The organism is Desulforhopalus glucosivorans, from assembly GCF_054397165.1.
Genome location: NZ_AP044854.1, coordinates 5,338,103 through 5,355,037, shown reverse-complemented (window position 1 = coordinate 5,355,037; position 16,935 = coordinate 5,338,103). Strand labels below are relative to the sequence as shown.

Annotated in this window: 14 protein-coding genes and 1 riboswitch; of the genes, 4 read left to right on the top strand and 10 right to left on the bottom strand. The window is 44.9% G+C overall.

Going from position 1 to position 16,935, the window contains the following annotated elements; translation table 11 throughout:
- Positions 1 to 32 precede the first annotated feature (32 nt).
- Together ACX6CI_RS22860 and ACX6CI_RS22855 are read right to left on the bottom strand one after the other, a co-directional pair.
- Positions 33 to 677 (bottom strand): HAD family hydrolase, encoded by a 645-nt coding sequence (locus tag ACX6CI_RS22860; protein ID WP_458775964.1) that lies wholly within the window; start codon positions 675 to 677, stop codon positions 33 to 35.
- Between the two features lie 112 nt (positions 678 to 789).
- Positions 790 to 1,389: a 3'-5' exonuclease gene (locus tag ACX6CI_RS22855; protein WP_458775963.1), complete on the bottom strand. Its 600-nt coding sequence runs from the start codon at positions 1,387 to 1,389 to the stop codon at positions 790 to 792.
- A gap of 196 nt (positions 1,390 to 1,585) precedes the next feature.
- A riboswitch (cyclic di-GMP riboswitch) is annotated at positions 1,586 to 1,659 on the top strand.
- A 187-nt stretch (positions 1,660 to 1,846) separates the two neighbouring features.
- Between ACX6CI_RS22855 and ACX6CI_RS22850 the strand changes: the two genes are divergently transcribed.
- Positions 1,847 to 2,482 (top strand): GAF domain-containing protein, encoded by a 636-nt coding sequence (locus ACX6CI_RS22850; RefSeq protein ID WP_458775962.1) that lies wholly within the window; start codon positions 1,847 to 1,849, stop codon positions 2,480 to 2,482.
- A 152-nt stretch (positions 2,483 to 2,634) separates the two neighbouring features.
- On the opposite strand, the gene ACX6CI_RS22845 is transcribed toward ACX6CI_RS22850, so the two are convergent.
- Positions 2,635 to 2,832, bottom strand: a complete 198-nt coding sequence (locus tag ACX6CI_RS22845; protein ID WP_458775961.1) for a hypothetical protein — start codon at positions 2,830 to 2,832, stop codon at positions 2,635 to 2,637.
- A 210-nt stretch (positions 2,833 to 3,042) separates the two neighbouring features.
- Between ACX6CI_RS22845 and ACX6CI_RS22840 the strand changes: the two genes are divergently transcribed.
- Positions 3,043 to 4,686: a fatty acid--CoA ligase gene (locus ACX6CI_RS22840; protein WP_458775960.1), complete on the top strand. Its 1,644-nt coding sequence runs from the start codon at positions 3,043 to 3,045 to the stop codon at positions 4,684 to 4,686.
- A 251-nt stretch (positions 4,687 to 4,937) separates the two neighbouring features.
- Here ACX6CI_RS22840 and ACX6CI_RS22835 read toward each other — a convergent pair whose 3' ends face one another.
- Complete coding sequence (locus ACX6CI_RS22835) at positions 4,938 to 5,438, bottom strand: rubrerythrin family protein (protein ID WP_458775959.1); 501 nt, start codon at positions 5,436 to 5,438, stop codon at positions 4,938 to 4,940.
- Positions 5,439 to 5,680: 242 nt separating this feature from the next.
- Here ACX6CI_RS22835 and ACX6CI_RS22830 point away from each other — a divergent pair, with 242 nt between their 5' ends.
- Positions 5,681 to 6,871, top strand: coding sequence for a class I SAM-dependent rRNA methyltransferase (locus ACX6CI_RS22830; RefSeq protein ID WP_458775958.1), 1,191 nt, complete (start codon positions 5,681 to 5,683; stop codon positions 6,869 to 6,871).
- Positions 6,872 to 7,065: 194 nt separating this feature from the next.
- Positions 7,066 to 10,773 (top strand): response regulator, encoded by a 3,708-nt coding sequence (locus ACX6CI_RS22825; protein WP_458775957.1) that lies wholly within the window; start codon positions 7,066 to 7,068, stop codon positions 10,771 to 10,773.
- Between the two features lie 137 nt (positions 10,774 to 10,910).
- Here ACX6CI_RS22825 and ACX6CI_RS22820 read toward each other — a convergent pair whose 3' ends face one another.
- The 6 genes from ACX6CI_RS22820 to ACX6CI_RS22795 form a co-directional block, all read right to left on the bottom strand.
- Positions 10,911 to 12,149: an aminotransferase class I/II-fold pyridoxal phosphate-dependent enzyme gene (locus ACX6CI_RS22820; protein WP_458775956.1), complete on the bottom strand. Its 1,239-nt coding sequence runs from the start codon at positions 12,147 to 12,149 to the stop codon at positions 10,911 to 10,913.
- A 112-nt stretch (positions 12,150 to 12,261) separates the two neighbouring features.
- Positions 12,262 to 13,167, bottom strand: a complete 906-nt coding sequence (locus tag ACX6CI_RS22815; RefSeq protein WP_458775955.1) for a TIGR01212 family radical SAM protein — start codon at positions 13,165 to 13,167, stop codon at positions 12,262 to 12,264.
- A gap of 19 nt (positions 13,168 to 13,186) precedes the next feature.
- On the bottom strand, positions 13,187 to 13,564 hold the full coding sequence (locus ACX6CI_RS22810) for a hypothetical protein (RefSeq protein ID WP_458775954.1): 378 nt from the start codon (positions 13,562 to 13,564) through the stop codon (positions 13,187 to 13,189).
- A gap of 508 nt (positions 13,565 to 14,072) precedes the next feature.
- Complete coding sequence (locus ACX6CI_RS22805; protein ID WP_458775953.1) at positions 14,073 to 15,197, bottom strand: NAD(P)/FAD-dependent oxidoreductase; 1,125 nt, start codon at positions 15,195 to 15,197, stop codon at positions 14,073 to 14,075.
- Positions 15,194 to 16,603, bottom strand: coding sequence for an FAD-dependent oxidoreductase (locus ACX6CI_RS22800; protein ID WP_458775952.1), 1,410 nt, complete (start codon positions 16,601 to 16,603; stop codon positions 15,194 to 15,196). Before ACX6CI_RS22800 ends, ACX6CI_RS22805 begins: the two co-directional genes overlap by 4 nt.
- Before the next feature lie 3 nt (positions 16,604 to 16,606).
- Positions 16,607 to 16,900: a (2Fe-2S)-binding protein gene (locus ACX6CI_RS22795; protein ID WP_458775951.1), complete on the bottom strand. Its 294-nt coding sequence runs from the start codon at positions 16,898 to 16,900 to the stop codon at positions 16,607 to 16,609.
- Positions 16,901 to 16,935 lie beyond the last annotated feature (35 nt).

Sequence of the window (16,935 nt, the reverse complement as noted above, 5' to 3'; positions counted from 1 at the left end):
ATTTTAGCAGGATTATTCCTTTACATCCTGGACTAAAGGCTTCCTATAAGAGCATCATCCACAGCATCAAAACTCTCTACAATGGCGTCAGCCTGTGTAAAATCATGAGCTTTTGTAAATTCATTGGGAATTGCAATTGTCTTCATGCCCGCTTTCTTTGCTGCAGTAAGCCCTGGCCCTGAGTCTTCAAAGGCGACTGATCTCATACCACTCACTCCCAGAACCCCCTGAGCCTTTAAATATATTTCCGGGTCCGGTTTTTTGTTTTGTACCATGTCACCACCCAACACAACTGAAAAATGTGGCAATAGCCCGGTTATCTCTAAAATTGCCCTCACTTCTTTTTCATGGGACGAGGAAGCAACGGCCAGACGCATCTGCCCACGGAAACGATCCACTATGTCCTGTGCCCCTCGACAAAGCTCTACCTCAGGGATGAGTTCCATATAAATAGTCTGTTTTTCCCGCACAAGCTCATTCTGGCTCTTTTGAATCCCATCACTTTCTCTGTAATCGTTTGCCACCTTTTCATTGCTGGTTCCCACATATCGCAGAAACTCCTCAAAGGTGAATTCAGCCACTCCATTTTGTAAAAGAGCCTTCCTCCACGCTTTAAAATGCAACTTCTCTGTATTTGCCAGGGTGCCATCAAGATCGAAGACCAGTGCCTGTATCATATTGGTATCATTTTAAGGGTTATATCAGAACATTAGAAAACGTTGAATCACCAAAACGCCTCCTGCATTCCACAACCTCAGCGAAACACAGGATGAACAGGTGAAATCACTATTATTTCGGGAGGGTATAATGGCCACGTTTATAGAGTTCATAAACAATTTCGGCCTCATGGGCGGCATCATCGAGAGCCCTGTGACTCTCCACATAACCCGTATCTCCAAAGAGAAAATCCCAGGCCTCTTCCACCTTGGGCCACTTTGGATCTCTTTTACCCGGGTTGGGTGGCAAATTAACCACCGGAGTTGCCACCAGCATTGGACAGGGTAGCGGAGTAAAGCTAAAGGATCTGGAGCGCAGGAAGGGAAGATCAAACGCCGCATTATAGGCTGTTAATCCGGTGGGATATTTGTTGAAAACAGCCTGTATATCATCGTATAAATCAGCCAGCAGAGGTGCCTGTTCAACTTCTTCGTAGGACAGGCTGGAATTGCCAAAAATCCAGCCATAGGGAGGCCTTGCATGGGCCTGATTTAAACCCGGTTCCCGTACCAGGCTATTGAATTCTTCTTTTACCTCTCCCGTACCAAGGTTTAAGCTTACAATTCCGATTTCAACAATCAAACCTTTTTGATTGAGAAAGCCAGTGGTTTCAATATCCACAATTGCGATGGTTGGTTTTGGTTCAGGAAAAAGACTAGGTTGAATTGCCATATTATTAAAACCCTTAAAAAATATTTAAGATCAAACTCGTTTACGATTTACAATTATTCATAGTAATAATCACAATCTCGGGAGTACCTACTTTTTTTTTACAATTTGTATATCCAGGCTAAAGAGAATATTCCAGGCTGTGACATTGACATAGGCTTTACCTATTCGATACAATAGTAGATATGAAGTATGACAACTGAGACAAAGCCAAACCCGTAGAAAGACGGGGACGGAAAGCCACGGGTCTATATAGAAAGCCGAGCTGCCTCACAGGAGGTGGTTCGGCTTTTTTTGATTCTGGCTAACACATGAAGGACCAGTACATTCGCTTTCCATAGTTTGGGGTCTAAACAACAGGGACCACAATGCATCCTCGCAATACTCCATGTTGGTAGCGATCAGCAACTGCCGGTTCACCGTACACCGCTTCAATTGATTCAATCAAGAGGAGAATATTATGCAAGATCAACTGAATTATGATGTGTTTTTGCGAGTTGTTAATACAATTTCTCACTCAACAGAACCGGAGGAGGTTGCACTTATGACCGTTGAGGGCATAAAAACTGCTCTCGATATCAAGGGATGTGCCCTCTTCCTACTCGACCACTCTAGCCACGAGCTTAAAGTTGCAGCATCCTATGGTCTAAGTGAGGAATACTTAAACAAAGGCCCTTTAAGTGCCCTACGTTCCATAACCAAGTCCTTAGATGATGGTCCAATTGCAATTTTTGATACAGCCACCGACCCAAGATTGCAATATCCTGAGGCTGCGCAAAAAGAAGGTATCGCCTCAATCCTCTCTGTACCCATTCAGGTGAACAAAAAAATAATGGGCGCGCTACGTGTCTATACTTCAGAACCTTGGGAATTTACTCTAAGTGATGTCAACTTTGTTAATGGCCTGGCCCAGATTGCAGGCATGTCTATTCGACTGGCGAGACACTCTAAAGGACTGATGGCAAGTATTGAAATGTTAAAATCCATGAAAGACGCAAAAAGAACTGCAGGAACCAGAAGAACTCCGTTTGAAGGTGTACCAGTCAGCTTTAGTAAAGAAGACCTCGATCATGCCTATCCGGAAGCCGAACATTAATACCCAAGGTGCTGACGGGGAAATATTACATAATTATTTCCACATTGTTGTCTGGCATTTGATGAATCCCCACCACGCTCAATTAAGCGATGGTGGGGTTTTTATTTTAGTGCCTTACTCCTGTGAAGCTGGCATAAAAAATAATGCCGTCCTTAGGAGTGACAACCGCATCCTGATTTTGACTTACATTTCCCACCTTCAACACCACGAATATCACTCTGGTGCTTGGCTATGGAAATAATGGTCTTAGCAGCCTTGGCGACATCCTCTGCTGGTGATGTCTGTGCAATTTTCTCAGCTTCTTCAACAATTGCTTTAAATGCGCCTGAAATCTTGTCTGTTGCGAGCATATGAATTCTTTCCTTTTATTAAGTTGTTTGTAATACCTCTGTTCAGTACGATTTTTATAAAGAGATAATACTCATTCCCATCATTGCAAAAAATAAGTGTCTGCCAAAGTGGATCAGCAGTAAAAAAATATGCATTCTTTGCCAATTTATGCTCTTCTGCTTTGAAAGCATACTACATATTACATATCAATTTCATTCCGGAGAGAAAATATGAGTGATAATCTCATTGCGCGTACCCAGTCAGCCTACTCCTATCCACTTATTATTAAGAATATGTTTCTTGCACCCATTGTGGACAATCCAGATCAGGAAATTATCTATCGGGATAGTCTTCGGTTCACCTATGGAGAGTTTAGAGAAAGAGTCCATAAACTGGCAAATATGCTCACAGAAATGGGAGTAAAACCTGGTGACACGGTTGCAATAATGGACTGGGACAGCCATAGGTATCTTGAGTGTTTTTACGCAGTACCAATGCTTGGCGCAGTCTTTCATACCGTCAATGTCAAGCTCTCTTCTGAGCAGATCATCTACACAATTGACCACGCAGAAGATGACTACCTTCTCGTAAATAGTGAGTTTTTACCTATCATTGATCAGATCAAGGGAAGGATCAACACCGTCAAACAATATGTTATCCTCCATGATGAGGAGAGCGAGCCAATACTGGAACTTCCAATACATGTTGCAGGGGAGTATGAGGAATTAATATCCAAGGCTTCCCCAGAGTTTGAATTTGAAGATTTAGATGAAAACACGAGGGCGACAACGTTTTATACCACTGGCACCACCGGCCTGCCCAAAGGGGTCTACTTCAGCCATAGACAACTGGTACTTCATACCCTCGGAACCCTTGTGGCCCTTTCCTCCTCGGCTGAGCAAGGGCGCTTTCATCAAAATGATGTGTACATGCCCATCACTCCAATGTTTCATGTCCACGCATGGGGCTTTCCCTACATGGCGACCATGACCGGGGTCAAACAGGTCTATCCTGGGAAATATGCTCCAAACAGTCTGCTCGCCCTTATGGATAGGGAGAAAGTCACTTTTTCCCACTGTGTCCCCACAATACTCAGTATGTTGATGGCAAGTCCCGAATTTGAGAAAATTGATCTATCCAATTGGAAGGTGGTTATAGGCGGTGCTGCTCTTCCGAAAAAGATGTGCCAAGCCGCAAAGGCGAGAGGTATCGACATTTTCACAGGTTACGGTATGTCGGAAACCTGTCCTGTTTTGAGCATTGCCCATGTGGGTAACAAAGAGTTAAGCGATGAGGAAGACACAGAGATTCGCTGCAAAACCGGCCGGCCACTACCTCTGACACAGATTCGAATAGTTGACGAAGAGATGAATGACGTTCCCGCAGACGGTGAGAGTGTAGGAGAGATAGTTGTACGCTCACCCTGGCTTACCCAGGGGTATCTTAAAGATAGCAGAAATTCTGAAACCCTCTGGAAGGGTGGATACCTGCACACTGGTGATGTCGCAACAAAGAACGCAGAAAATTATTACTCCATTACCGACCGCATGAAGGATGTGATTAAAGTTGGAGGGGAATGGCTCTCTTCCCTTGAGCTTGAAGACATTGTCAACCTGCACCCACGGGTAGGAGAGGTCGCTGTCATCGGCATGGAAGACGAGAAGTGGGGGGAAAAGCCTCTTGCCCTGATCGTCCTTGGTGAAGGTGGAGACGCGCCTAAGGAAAAAGAAATCATTAACCACGTAAAGGCCTTTATCGACAAAGGACTGATGACAAAACTGGCTCTCCTCATGAAGGTCAAATACGTTACTACTATTGAGAAAACGAGTGTGGGCAAGATTGATAAAAAAGAACTACGTAAAATTCATCTGTAAGCCCAAGTAAAAAGTCCGCAGAGCAATCTTGCTCTGCGGACTTCAGATAAGCGTAGACTTCGGATAAGCGTAGACTTCGGATAAGCGTAGACTTCGGATAAGCGAAGACTTCAGATAAGCGAAGACTTCGAGCGAGTGTATAAAAACTAACCCCAATAAACGGGATAAGTGCCATGGAAATGGAGCGATATCAGCAAGTTTCCCAACACTCAATTTCTTATTTTTTATGCCTGCTTTTCCTGAGAAAGCTACTAATCAACGAGAACAAATACTTTTCCTTTTGCTCCGCAAACCGGGCATTTTTCTGGAATAGAACCCACTTCAATATATCCGCAGACCGGACAGAGCTGGAAGTCGCTCACGTCCATATCAACACCATTCTTCACAGCTTCAAGGGCTTTTTTGTAGATGATCGCATGTACTTCTTCTGCATCCACTGCAAACTTAAACATGGTCTTCGCCTTGTGACCATCTTCCTGGGCCTTATCCAACATTGGTGGATACATCTCTTCAAACTCGAAGGTCTCTCCATCAATTGCAGACTGAAGGTTTTCCGCTGTGGAAGCAATCATTTCAAGAGCCTTGAGATGCCCTTCTGCATGAATTCGTTCTGCTTCAGCAGTTGTACGGAAGAGCTTTGCGATATTTGCAAAACCATCTTTTTCCGCCCGCTTGGCAAAGGCCTTGTATTTCTGGTTAGCCTGGCTTTCACCCGCGAATGCTTCCTTTAAATTGTCTGTTGTAGTGGTCATCTCAATACCTCTGTTGTATTGTCTGTCATTTTAGCTGAAGAATACACCTCAACCGTTTATTACTATGCAGATCATCTGCTCTATGATCTTATTTATCGTTATAGATTCATTTATACACCCATTGGCCAAATCAGACAATTGACATCACACTAAAGTGGTACAATAATGGCTAGCTCCAGGTGCCTCCCCAATAAAAAAACACAAACCCTATCCCTCAACATATCCTGAAGACATCAACAATCATGGAAATCAAAAAGCTACAGTTGAAAAAAAATGAAGATCGAAGACTCCGCGCAGGCCATCTCTGGATATACAGCAATGAGGTGAACAGCCAGGAAACACCCTTAAAACAGTTTACTCCAGGGGAACAGGTACGGGTTGAGAGCCATGATGGCAGAACAATCGGTACAGCGTATATTAACCCAAAATCCTTGATCTGTGCGCGCCTGGTGAGCCGAAAGGTGGAGCAACTTGACCAGTCCCTTTTGCTACAAAGACTACAACAGGCCTTAAAACTCAGGGAAACCCTCTATAAAAGCTCATGTTACAGACTTGTCTATGGAGAAAGTGATCTGCTCCCAGGTCTTGTGGTGGATCGCTTTGGTGATCATCTCTCAGCTCAGCTCAACACCTTTGGTATGGATAGCCTCAAAGATGAAATTGTAGAATCTCTTAAATCCCTACTTCACCCTGTATCAATTCTCCTGCGCAATGACAGCTCCATGCGAAGTCTTGAAGGATTGACAAGTGAGATTGTGGCCGCCCATGGAACCCCGCCAAAAGAGGTTGAGCTTATTGAGAACGGGGTAAAAATGTTTGCGCCACTCTACGACGGCCAGAAAACAGGGTGGTTTTACGACCAGCGGCCTAACCGCGCTGAACTCGGTCACTTCGTCCAGGGGAAACGGGTTCTTGATGTGTTCAGCTATGTTGGAAGCTTTGCCATACAGGCGGCAGCAATGGGTGCAAAAGAGGTTTGGGCAGTTGATGCCTCACGTTTTGCCCTTGAGATGGCTGAAAAAAATGCACAGTTAAACGGAGTGGGAGATATTTTCACAGGTGCGGAAGGGGATGCCTTTGACGTATTGCGTGCCCTTCGTGACGAGGAAGAACAGTTTGACGTTATTGTGGTTGATCCTCCTGCATTTATTAAAAGAAAAAAAGATCACAAAGAAGGCCTGCGTGCCTACCACCGTATCAACGAGCTTGCCATGCGCCTGCTCCCGAAGGATGGAGTCCTACTTGCAGCCTCATGTTCCATGCACCTGCACAGGGATGAACTCCTTGATGTGATACGTAGTGGCGCCAGAAAAAACAGAAAGCATGCACAGGTAGTTTTTGAGGGGATGCAGGGGGCTGATCATCCTGTCCATCCAGCCATCGCTGAAACTAAATATCTTAAGGCATTTATCGCACGACTTATAAACGAGTAAGGAAAACACTCTAATTACAGCGCTGTTGATATAATAGATGGCAACCTGTCATTTCATATTGATTGTATAGGGTTTCAGAGTAGTTCCGTTTGGAAGATATCTACATACATGCTATAATTGCAGCGTGAAATGTAAGACATTGAAACGTTGTATTTTTTCCAACAATCTGTTATTTGAAATGAGTTAAACTGTCTATGAGTTTGCATTCCCTTGGTATCCGGACCAAACTGATAATAATTTTCATTTTTATCAAGGTCCTACCGCTGGTTGCCCTTGCCTGGTATGCCTGGGTGCAAATTGCCAACCTCACCACTTCCGTTGAAAAACAATCCAGCCAGATGATTGCAAACACTCACGAGGTTGTGAATGGAGTTTCCAGCTTATCAACTGAGAATTCCATACATGCACTTGATGAAAAATCCCGTGAGACCATTGAAAGACTCTCCACCGATACAGCCAAGCAGGTTGCCGATTTCCTGTATGACAGAGATTTGGATATCTTGCTGGCATCAAATTTAGAGATCAATGAAGTAAGCTACAACCAATTTCTCGAATCTCGGTTTCGCCCTGTTACGTTGCATCATCCGTGGGTGATGGATGAGGATGGTCAGAGTTGGATAGAAAGCCCTGATGGCAGACTAGACAATGAACCGACTATTTCAGCTACCAACATTGATAACAGTAAAGAATTCCATTATCGTCCTCCTGCTCAAGACAACATATTTGATAGCCGACCACTTTTTTTGGAAATGACCTTCATTGATCTTTCCGGTAATGAGATCATAAAAGCCAGTACCTCAGACATCCTGCCCCCTGAAAAACAAAATGTATCAGATCCTGCTAACACATATTGTCGATCTGAAACATATTTTAATGCTCTAAAGGATTTATCCCCCGGAGAAATCTACGTATCAGAGGTCATAGGTCCCTATATAAAGGGACATATGATAGGTACGTACAGTGAAGCAAAAGCGAAAGCAAAAGGTATTGAATTCAAGCCTGAATTATCCGGGTATGCAGGCAAAGAGAATCCAGTCGGAAAACGATTTCAGGGTCTGGTTCGCTGGGGAACTCCGGTTGTAGAAGAGGGCCGGATAGTCGGGTACGTGACCCTCGCCCTCGATCACACTCATATAATGGAGTTTACAGATCACCTTGTGCCAACCGCAGAGCGATATTCACCTATTTCCGACGCGGGCAGTGGGAATTACGGATTTATGTGGGACCACAAGGGACGAAACATTTCTCACCCAAGGGACTATTTTATAGTTGGCTATGACCCTATCACGGGGGAACAGGCTGTGCCGTGGTTAGATGAGGAGATGTACAGTCTATGGCAGGACAAAGGTATGTCCATGACAGATTTTGAAACAAATGCCCCTGTTTTCAAGGAGCAGAGTCTGGATAAAAAGCCTGCAACATCCCTGACTAAAGACGGCATGCTGGGGCTTGACTGTCGGTACCTGAACTTTGCACCTCAATGCACTGGCTGGCTCAACCTGACCCAAAGCGGTGGTTCTGGTTCATTTCTCATCTTCTGGAGCGGGCTGTGGAAATTAACCACAGCCGCCGCTATCCCCTATTACACCGGTCAATACGGCAATTCTCCACGAGGATTCGGATTTGTAACAATTGGTGCCAATGTGGATGAGTTTCATCATAGCGCCATGGAAACAGCTGCAACAATTCATGAGATCGAGTCCGATTTTACCCGCAAACTTGAAGAGGACAAAAAGGCCCATATTGCGCTGTTGAACCAGACACTGCAGAAAACCTTTCGCAACCTCTCTGTATATACTCTGATGATGATAGGTGCTGTCATCCTTATTGCAATCATCATGGCAGGCGTTCTCACCTCCCATATCATTTCAATAGTCTCGGGTATTCGCCGTTTCCAGCAAGGAGATCGAAGTTATCGGCTGAAACAACAGTCCAACGACGAGATGGGACAACTCGCGTTTGCCTACAATGAAATGGCTGATACTGTCCAGACATATATCAGTGACGTCGAGACGTCTAAATCTGAGTTGGAAGCTGTCAACATTGAACTTGAAGGAGAGATTGAGCAGCGACAAAAAGTACAGGAGCAACTTTCACAGCACCGCGACAATCTGGAAAATACCATCAAAGACCGAACTCAAGAACTGGAAAAGGAAATTATTGAGCGAAAACGAATTGAGAGACTTCAGATAGAAGTCGAAGAGCGCCTTCGAAAACAAAATGATGCCCTGCTTCATCTTGCAGGTAATCAAGCTCTGTACAGTGGAAATCTTGATATATCATTTGATACAATTGTGACTTTGGCTGCAAGAACGCTACAGGTCGATCGATGTGGGGTCTGGTTACTGAACGATGAGGGCTTGTCCTGTACGTGCAGAATGTTGGTTGTCAACGGTCAAAATGTCGAGCCTGATGAACACCATTTCCTGATGACAGACTTTCCTCTTTTCAGAACTACCTTGAACAACAACAAAACAATTGTAGCTCGTGACGCGACCCTCGATGAGCTGTTAACTGAACTCAACTCCCACAATTACCTCTCTTCACGCAATATTCAATCGATACTTATTGCAGGCATTAAGGAACATGGACAATTTGCGGGTTGGGTCAGTTTATCCCAGATAAACAATGAGAGAGAATGGCATCTGGACGAAATCAATTTTGCCGCTTCTATCGCCGACATCATTGGATTAGCACTAGGTGCAGCCAACCAGAAGCAAGCAGCTGAAGAAAAAGAGGCATTGACCTCCCGATTACGACGTGCGGAAAAAATGGAAGCTCTTGGCACGCTGGCAGGGGGTGTTGCACATGACTTAAACAACATTCTGTCTGGTATCGTAACCTATCCTGAACTGCTGCTGCTTCAACTTCCCAAAGACAGCGAACTGCGCGCACCAATTCATACCATCCTTACTTCAGGCAAACGTGCTGCTGCAGTAGTTCAAGACCTACTGACCATGGCTCGCAGAGGTGTTGCCTCCATGAACGTAGTTAATATGAACCGGATAGTTGAAGATTATCTCAACAGCCCTGAATACAATGAGTTCGCCTCCTATCATGCACATGTAAAAATCCAATACCGACTCGAACCAGCCCTGCTCGATATTTTAGGCTCTCCGGTACACCTGTCTAAAACACTAATGAACCTTGTTGCCAATAGTCTGGAGGCAATTCCAAAAGCCGGCCAGGTGACTATCTCAACGGAAAACTGCTATATTGACCGCCCCATTAAAGGGTACGATGTGGTCAATGAAGGTGACTATGTTGCCCTTACTGTCAAAGACACAGGAGTTGGGATATCATCTAAAGATTTCAATAGAATCTTCGAACCGTTTTATACCAATAAGCAGATGGGCCGCAGCGGGACAGGGCTAGGTATGGCTGTTGTCTGGGGAACGGTTAAGGACCATCAGGGGTATATCGATTTTGAAAGTGATGAGCATCAAGGGAGCCGCTTCACTCTTTATTTCCCAGTAACTCGGAAAATTGCTGATGACACAGCTCTTATAGATATGGACACCTATCTCGGAAGTGGTCAATCAATCCTCGTTGTCGATGATGTTGAAGAACAGCGTGTAATCGCATCTGCCATCTTGACCACATTAGGATATCTGGTCGACACTGTTGGATCAGGTGAGGAAGCTATCGACTATCTTCACAAAAACAACGCCGATTTAATAATCCTAGATATGATCATGGACCCGGGCATTGATGGTCTAGATACCTATAGGAAGATCATCACCCATTGGCCGGACCAACAAGTAATCATAGCCAGTGGTTTCTCAGAAACAGAAAGGATTCGTGAAGTATTGCAGCTTGGGGCATCCGTATATTTGAAAAAGCCCTATACAATAGAGTCGTTTGGCACAGCAATATATTCTGTGCTCCACTCTTTAAAATAGATGCGAAACTATTCCTCAAAATATTCTGATAAGAGTGCGAATCAAGACTTCAAGGAATCAAAAACTTGTCATTTCAGACGTATAGAAAGAGACAGAACACAATAGCTCTGTCTCGCATAGTATTTACAATTAAAAATCTATATATCAGGGCTCAGATCAAAAGTACCTGCAGCAATTTCTGCATCAATATCCTGCATAGCCCGCTTCATCTGTTTGAGCGCCTGGCTAACCCTGTGCTCGTTTTCCACAAGAGCAAGCCGTAGATATCCTTCTCCTTCAACCCCAAATCCCGCTCCCGGAGCCAGAGCAACATTTGCTCTATGCATCATCTCAATGGAAAATTTTATTGAACCCATCTGTATATACGGTTCAGGGATTTTCACCCAGAGAAACATCCCGGACTTCGGCAGCTCAACATCCCAACCCATTTTAGAAAGTCCATCACAGAGGAAATCCCTGCGCTTTTCATACACTTCTACCTGCTCAACAATCCGCTCATCACAGTCACGCATGGCAACAATACCTGCAACCTGAATCGCAGAGAAAATACCGTAGTCGTAGTAGCCTTTGATCGCAGACAGTCCACCAATCATTTTGGTGTTTCCAACGCAATACCCAAGACGCCAGCCCGCCATATTATAGGACTTGGAAAATGAACCAAACTCAACACCAACGTCCATGGCACCAGGCACTTCCAACAGACTCGGGGCAACACGACCGTCAAAGGTAATCTTGGAGTAGGCGAAATCGTTTATCACCATGAATTCGTGCTTTCGCGCAAGCCGTACAACTTCAACAAAAAACTCCTTAGAAACCAATTCACCTGTTGGGTTATGGGGAAAATTGAGCATTAATAGTTTAGGTTTAGGATAGAGAGACCTGCACATCGTCTCAATCTGCTTAAGCATCTCTTCTTCATTACCAAGAGTTATTCGAAGAACATTAGCTCCTGCGATAACGGCAGCATACACATGGATAGGAAAGGCAGGGGCCGGAGTTAAAACAGTATCACCTGGGCCAAGCAGGGCAAGACAGAGGTGAGAAATGCCTTCCTTGGAACCGATGGTACAGATGACATCGTCATCTCCGGTGAGGTCGACATCGTAATTACGTTTATAGTAAAGAGAGATCTCCCTCTTTAGATTCTTCATCCCGCCTGCCACAGGATAACGGTGAATTTTAGGATCGGCAGCTACCTCACAGAGCTTTTCGGTCACAGGGCCGGGCGTAGGATCCATAGGATTGCCCATCCCAAGGTCGATAACATCATCTCCTGCCCAGCGTTTTTCCATCTTCATTTTATTAATCATACCAAACAGGTACGGCGGCAGCTGATTCATCCGCTCGGCATAGCGTATTTCAAATTGTTCTTCCATGGTAGTCCTTTTTCCTCAACGTTTTCAGACAACATTTTCTTTATAATTTCACCAAGAATACCACTTCCCTCCAAACATTGCACCTCGGTGGTTTTATTTATGACCAATATTTTTATTCCAACGCCTTTCCCTGGTAGGTCCCCTCCTCCCTCATCCTCGCCCTGAGCTTTTCACTGAGTAGACCCGCGAGAACATTCCACTTAGGGGCAACGAGATGCCTGGGATGGGCTGTGGCCCACAACCTGTGGATAGTAACATTGGCAGGGATAATAGCAATAACCCGCATGAGCAATTCTATATAGGATTCAAGGGTGAAGGTTTGTACCATCCCCTCTTCGTACAGCCTTTCAAGTTGAGTCTCTCGTATCACCTGGAGGTGGTGGAGTTTGATTGCATCAATTCCTAGTGTACCAAGGGTTTGCACCGATTCAAGCATTTCATCCTCACTTTCGCCAGGGATGCCAAAGATGAGATGGACACCAACCTCAAAACATGTATAGCGTTTTATGAGGTGAAAAGATTGTATAAAATCATCAAAGGTGTGATTTCTATTGAGGTATCGTAAACTTTTTTCATGAACAGACTGTAGTCCAAGCTCAAAAAGACAATCCTTCTTGGAGTGTATCAGCAATGCAGCGAGAGGCTCTAACAAAGCTTTATCGACAGCATCCGGCCGTGTTGAAAGAATTAAACCGACACAATCAACATCAGCTAGCAGAAGGCGAAACTGCCCCATTAACTGGTCAACAGAAGCTGCAGTGCAGGTCTCCTGTTGAAAGTAGGCAAAATATTTTCTAAAGCGCCCTTTAAGAAGAGACTCCTTTCCCCTTTTTACCTGGGTTAAAACATCATCAACCTTATCAAGACAGGCTGGGGTAAAGCTAGCAGCCCTGCAGTAAATGCACCCTCCGTGTTGCCGGTTTGGACACACAAGGCCAACATCTATTGGAATCTTGCCAATGGCCTCACCATAGCGACTTCGACAGTGATGGCTAAAGGTGCGTATGAGTTCTGCCATGGTTTAAACTATGGCCCTATCAGTCATGCACATAGAGTTCATCAACCTCATCCCACTCCTCTGCATCCCCTGCCCGTAGTGCGACCAGCTTGGTGTAGTAATAGAGCAAGACGGTGATATATTGCAATCTCAGATCGGCACACTTTCTAGAATCACCCGGTGCAAGGGCGCAGGCCTCGGCATCAGGCATAGCGACAATACGATCAATTTCCAGGATGAGATCATCATTTCGCATCCGGATAAACTCTTTTATGGGTGTTATCACCGGAGGCGTAAAATTTAATCCCGTAAGACGCAGGGCAACCTCTTCTGCATAGTCATCGCTGGTATCATCGACCATTGCAGATACCTTCTGCTTCAATTGCTCAACTTGGCGTTGAAATACATCAATTTCCATAGTTACCCTCCTAAAGTGGATAGAGTGAGATGTTCATAGAAGTAGACAGCATTTAAATCGTGCATCCAGTAAACCACACAAGACCTTTTGAAGAAAGAACTACCTCAGAACCATACTGGGATTTTTCTCCGCCTTCAGAACTACCAAAGAACAGTGTGACTCTACTATTTAAAGAGAAATAATGAAATAATCGGGGAGGGATAAAAAGTAAATTCTTTGCTACTATGAAATGATCTAAACCTGTGTTCTGCCTCTATAATCTGATCGTATGGGGACCGCCCATTTGATCGATACCGTATCAGCAGAACGACAGGTTTTCAAGATCCGCATCACAAACTGACGCCACCTTCACGCCGGTCACGTATGACCAATAATCAGGTTGTTTCCAGCCTCATCCCAAACCATACACTTAAATCTGGTTTTGAAAACATTTGGGACCATTTCGACGCGTCATCACGTGTCATTTTCCATACCTGAGTCCTTTAAGCTAATGTCTTGTTTTGAAAAGCTAGCTAACGACTGCGCCAGTAAACCTGTCGACTTCAAAGCCCTCCACACCGATTTCCGGTTTTTTCCCTTGTAACATTGCTGAGACAACACGTCCCACCATTGGAGAAAGTGCAAATCCGTGTTTGGAAAAACCACACACATGCATGAGGCCAGGAATTTTCTTTGAATATCCGATTATTGGAAAATGATCGGGCGTCTCACCGTCAAGCCCCGCCCATGAGCGAACAATTGTGAGGTCATCAGCCACATCAAAAAGATCATATGCAACTTTGGCACAGGCTTGTAATTCATGTAAATTCATATGAGTCAACCCTTTTTCCATGTCAACGTATGAGTGATAACCACCACAGATGAGAAGCGTTCCATTGCGGGCCTGATTAAACCAAAGTTTACGCCCCTGTACGGCAACGAAGGTATGAAGTAGTCGAGACATTCTTGCTGTAACCAGAACACTTGCCCCGACAGGTTCTATTGGCAGTTCGTCCCCCAGCATTCTTGAAATTTGTCCCGCCCATGCGCCGGCACAGTTCACCAGCTGTTCTGAATGGAGCGTTCCTTTACTATTTGTTTTAACTGAAAAACCGTTTTCCCCCCTTGTAACCCCTACAACTTCACAGTTACTGTACACTTCTCCTCCAGCAGCGATAACAGCGGCATGAAATGCCCTACATGTTTCTGCTGGAGAGGCATGACCGTCACGAACCGACATGAGGCCACCAACACAGTGATCACGGGTTATGGGGGCCAACTCTTTAAGGCGTTTTTTATCAATGAGTATTTCATTGGTGTAACCTAAGGAGTGAGTTGCCTCCGCTCGTGCTTCCAGCTCTTTCATCCCTTTTTCATCTTCAGCAGCAACAAGATAGCCTGTCTGATAAAAACCACAATCTGAGCCAACTATTTTCTCCATATTATGCCACATATCAAGCGATCCATGGATATAAGGCAATTCTGAGATATCACGTTTTAAACTGCGAACCCCACCAGCATTGACACCAGAGGCATGCTTTCCCGAAAAATCCTTATCAAGGACAATGACGCGTTTACCCGCCTGAGCCAAGTTCAAGGCTGAAGCAAGGCCCATCAGTCCTCCACCTATAAAAATACAATCGACCTGTCTCATGACTCCTCCTTATCAGACTGATTTGCTGGCAGAAAAGCCATATTGGCAAGTTCACCAAGCCCAATATTTCGTACGGGCGGTCGAATATTGTGTGTTCCGACACGAGTGATATCCTGCTCCGTTTCTAAGGCAACTATCTCTGACAGACTACAACTGCACATTCTGCCTTGGCATGGCCCCATACCTACTCGGGAAGTGGCTTTCAACATTTCCGGGGTTGTCTGATTTGCTGAAATTAACTCTCGAATAGTTCCTGCCTTAACCTCCTCGCAACGACATACGGTTACATCATCATCGATGGTGGCCATGTCCCGAGGTGCCGGATACATAGCATCAATGAATGGGCGTGGGGAGAGTTCATGACTCAATTCATTCTCAAGGCTTGTTTTTCTGACCCGTATGGCCTCTGAAACCTTACCCAGATCCTCAGCAATGGTAAGGCCAGCTATTTCCCCTTTTAGTTCTGACGCAACTGCACCATGGACAAAAGCGCCATCCCCGCTCATAAATATTGCAGGTGAACTGGTTCGTCCATCACGGTTAACAGTTGGGTACCAATACCGTTGCACTGGATCCCAGCTGTGTTCTAAACGTAACTGCCGACTAAATTCTGTACGTGGTATAATTCCTTCGTGTACGAGTACGGTGCCGGTCTGAACAGTAATTGTCTTAGATCCTGTTTCCACTGTAAGTTGTTCAACCCTGTCCTTGCCATATGCACTGAATTTTTTGGAATTCCTTTGGTATTTCCCAACACTTCTCACAGTACCAGCAAGCATACCCGTTCCTTTCATCAGATAACCAATGCGACTCAATGCCTTTGGCAGGTGAGGTAAAGCACTTACAATGGAGTTTTGAGGCGTGGTATCAAAGAAATGGGTAACTTCAACGCCCAATTTTTTCATGTGCCCTGCCACCAAAAGCATAATCGGTCCGCTACCCACCATCGTGACGGGTCCTGATGGAATCACACCGTCAGCCTTGAAGAGTGCATCCACCGCTCCTGCACCCATTACGCCTGGGAGAGTCCATCCGGTAAATGGTTGTGGTCGCTCCATGGCACCAGTGGCAATTACTATTCGCTTGGCTTTAAGTTCACTCGATTTTCCCGCACGGGAAAAAAACACATTCCCTTCATGACTTAGCTTCCACACCGTGCTACCCGGCAAATAGCGAGCACCGGACTTTCGAAAACGCTCAACAACTGTAAAACCGTGTTTATAATCATCACCTAGTAAATTGATGATTTTTTCTGATTGGTGTTCGATATTTTTATAAATCTGTCCTCCCGGACTTGCCTGTTCATCTAAGACAAGTACTTCCAGGCCCTGCTCGGCAATAGCACTTGCCGATGAAAGCCCAGCGGGACCGGCACCAACAACAATTACATCCCAATGCGTTTTCATCGATTACTCCCCTTCACAAATCCGCTGCTTGTTAATACACATCCCTTCGTTAACCTGAGTAAGACATGCCTGTTGATTTGGTTTACCATCTATTTCCATGAGGCATTCATGGCACACTCCGATAAAACAATATGGAGCACGCTGCTCGCCCGACACAGAGGAACAACGGCAATCTTTATGGTTTGCATGCCCAAATACTGCAGCAGCAACAGAGATCCCTTCTGGGACTTCTGTTTTTTTTCCTTCTATCTGAATAGTGACCAAGGAATTTGATCGAGAGTCTATTGGGATAAACATTATACAAATCCTCATTTAATGAATTGAAAATCAAT

Bases quoted from the DNA above. Each gene is read 5' to 3' on its own strand.
- ACX6CI_RS22860 (WP_458775964.1), bottom strand. From the start codon at position 677: ATGATACAGGCACTGGTCTTCGATCTTGATGGCACCCTGGCAAATACA.
- ACX6CI_RS22855 (WP_458775963.1), bottom strand. From the start codon at position 1,389: ATGGCAATTCAACCTAGTCTTTTTCCTGAACCAAAACCAACCATCGCA.
- ACX6CI_RS22850 (WP_458775962.1), top strand. From the start codon at position 1,847: ATGCAAGATCAACTGAATTATGATGTGTTTTTGCGAGTTGTTAATACA.
- ACX6CI_RS22845 (WP_458775961.1), bottom strand. From the start codon at position 2,832: ATGCTCGCAACAGACAAGATTTCAGGCGCATTTAAAGCAATTGTTGAA.
- ACX6CI_RS22840 (WP_458775960.1), top strand. From the start codon at position 3,043: ATGAGTGATAATCTCATTGCGCGTACCCAGTCAGCCTACTCCTATCCA.
- ACX6CI_RS22835 (WP_458775959.1), bottom strand. From the start codon at position 5,438: ATGACCACTACAACAGACAATTTAAAGGAAGCATTCGCGGGTGAAAGC.
- ACX6CI_RS22830 (WP_458775958.1), top strand. From the start codon at position 5,681: ATGGAAATCAAAAAGCTACAGTTGAAAAAAAATGAAGATCGAAGACTC.
- ACX6CI_RS22825 (WP_458775957.1), top strand. From the start codon at position 7,066: ATGAGTTTGCATTCCCTTGGTATCCGGACCAAACTGATAATAATTTTC.
- ACX6CI_RS22820 (WP_458775956.1), bottom strand. From the start codon at position 12,149: ATGGAAGAACAATTTGAAATACGCTATGCCGAGCGGATGAATCAGCTG.
- ACX6CI_RS22815 (WP_458775955.1), bottom strand. From the start codon at position 13,167: ATGGCAGAACTCATACGCACCTTTAGCCATCACTGTCGAAGTCGCTAT.
- ACX6CI_RS22810 (WP_458775954.1), bottom strand. From the start codon at position 13,564: ATGGAAATTGATGTATTTCAACGCCAAGTTGAGCAATTGAAGCAGAAG.
- ACX6CI_RS22805 (WP_458775953.1), bottom strand. From the start codon at position 15,197: ATGAGACAGGTCGATTGTATTTTTATAGGTGGAGGACTGATGGGCCTT.
- ACX6CI_RS22800 (WP_458775952.1), bottom strand. From the start codon at position 16,603: ATGAAAACGCATTGGGATGTAATTGTTGTTGGTGCCGGTCCCGCTGGG.
- ACX6CI_RS22795 (WP_458775951.1), bottom strand. From the start codon at position 16,900: ATGTTTATCCCAATAGACTCTCGATCAAATTCCTTGGTCACTATTCAG.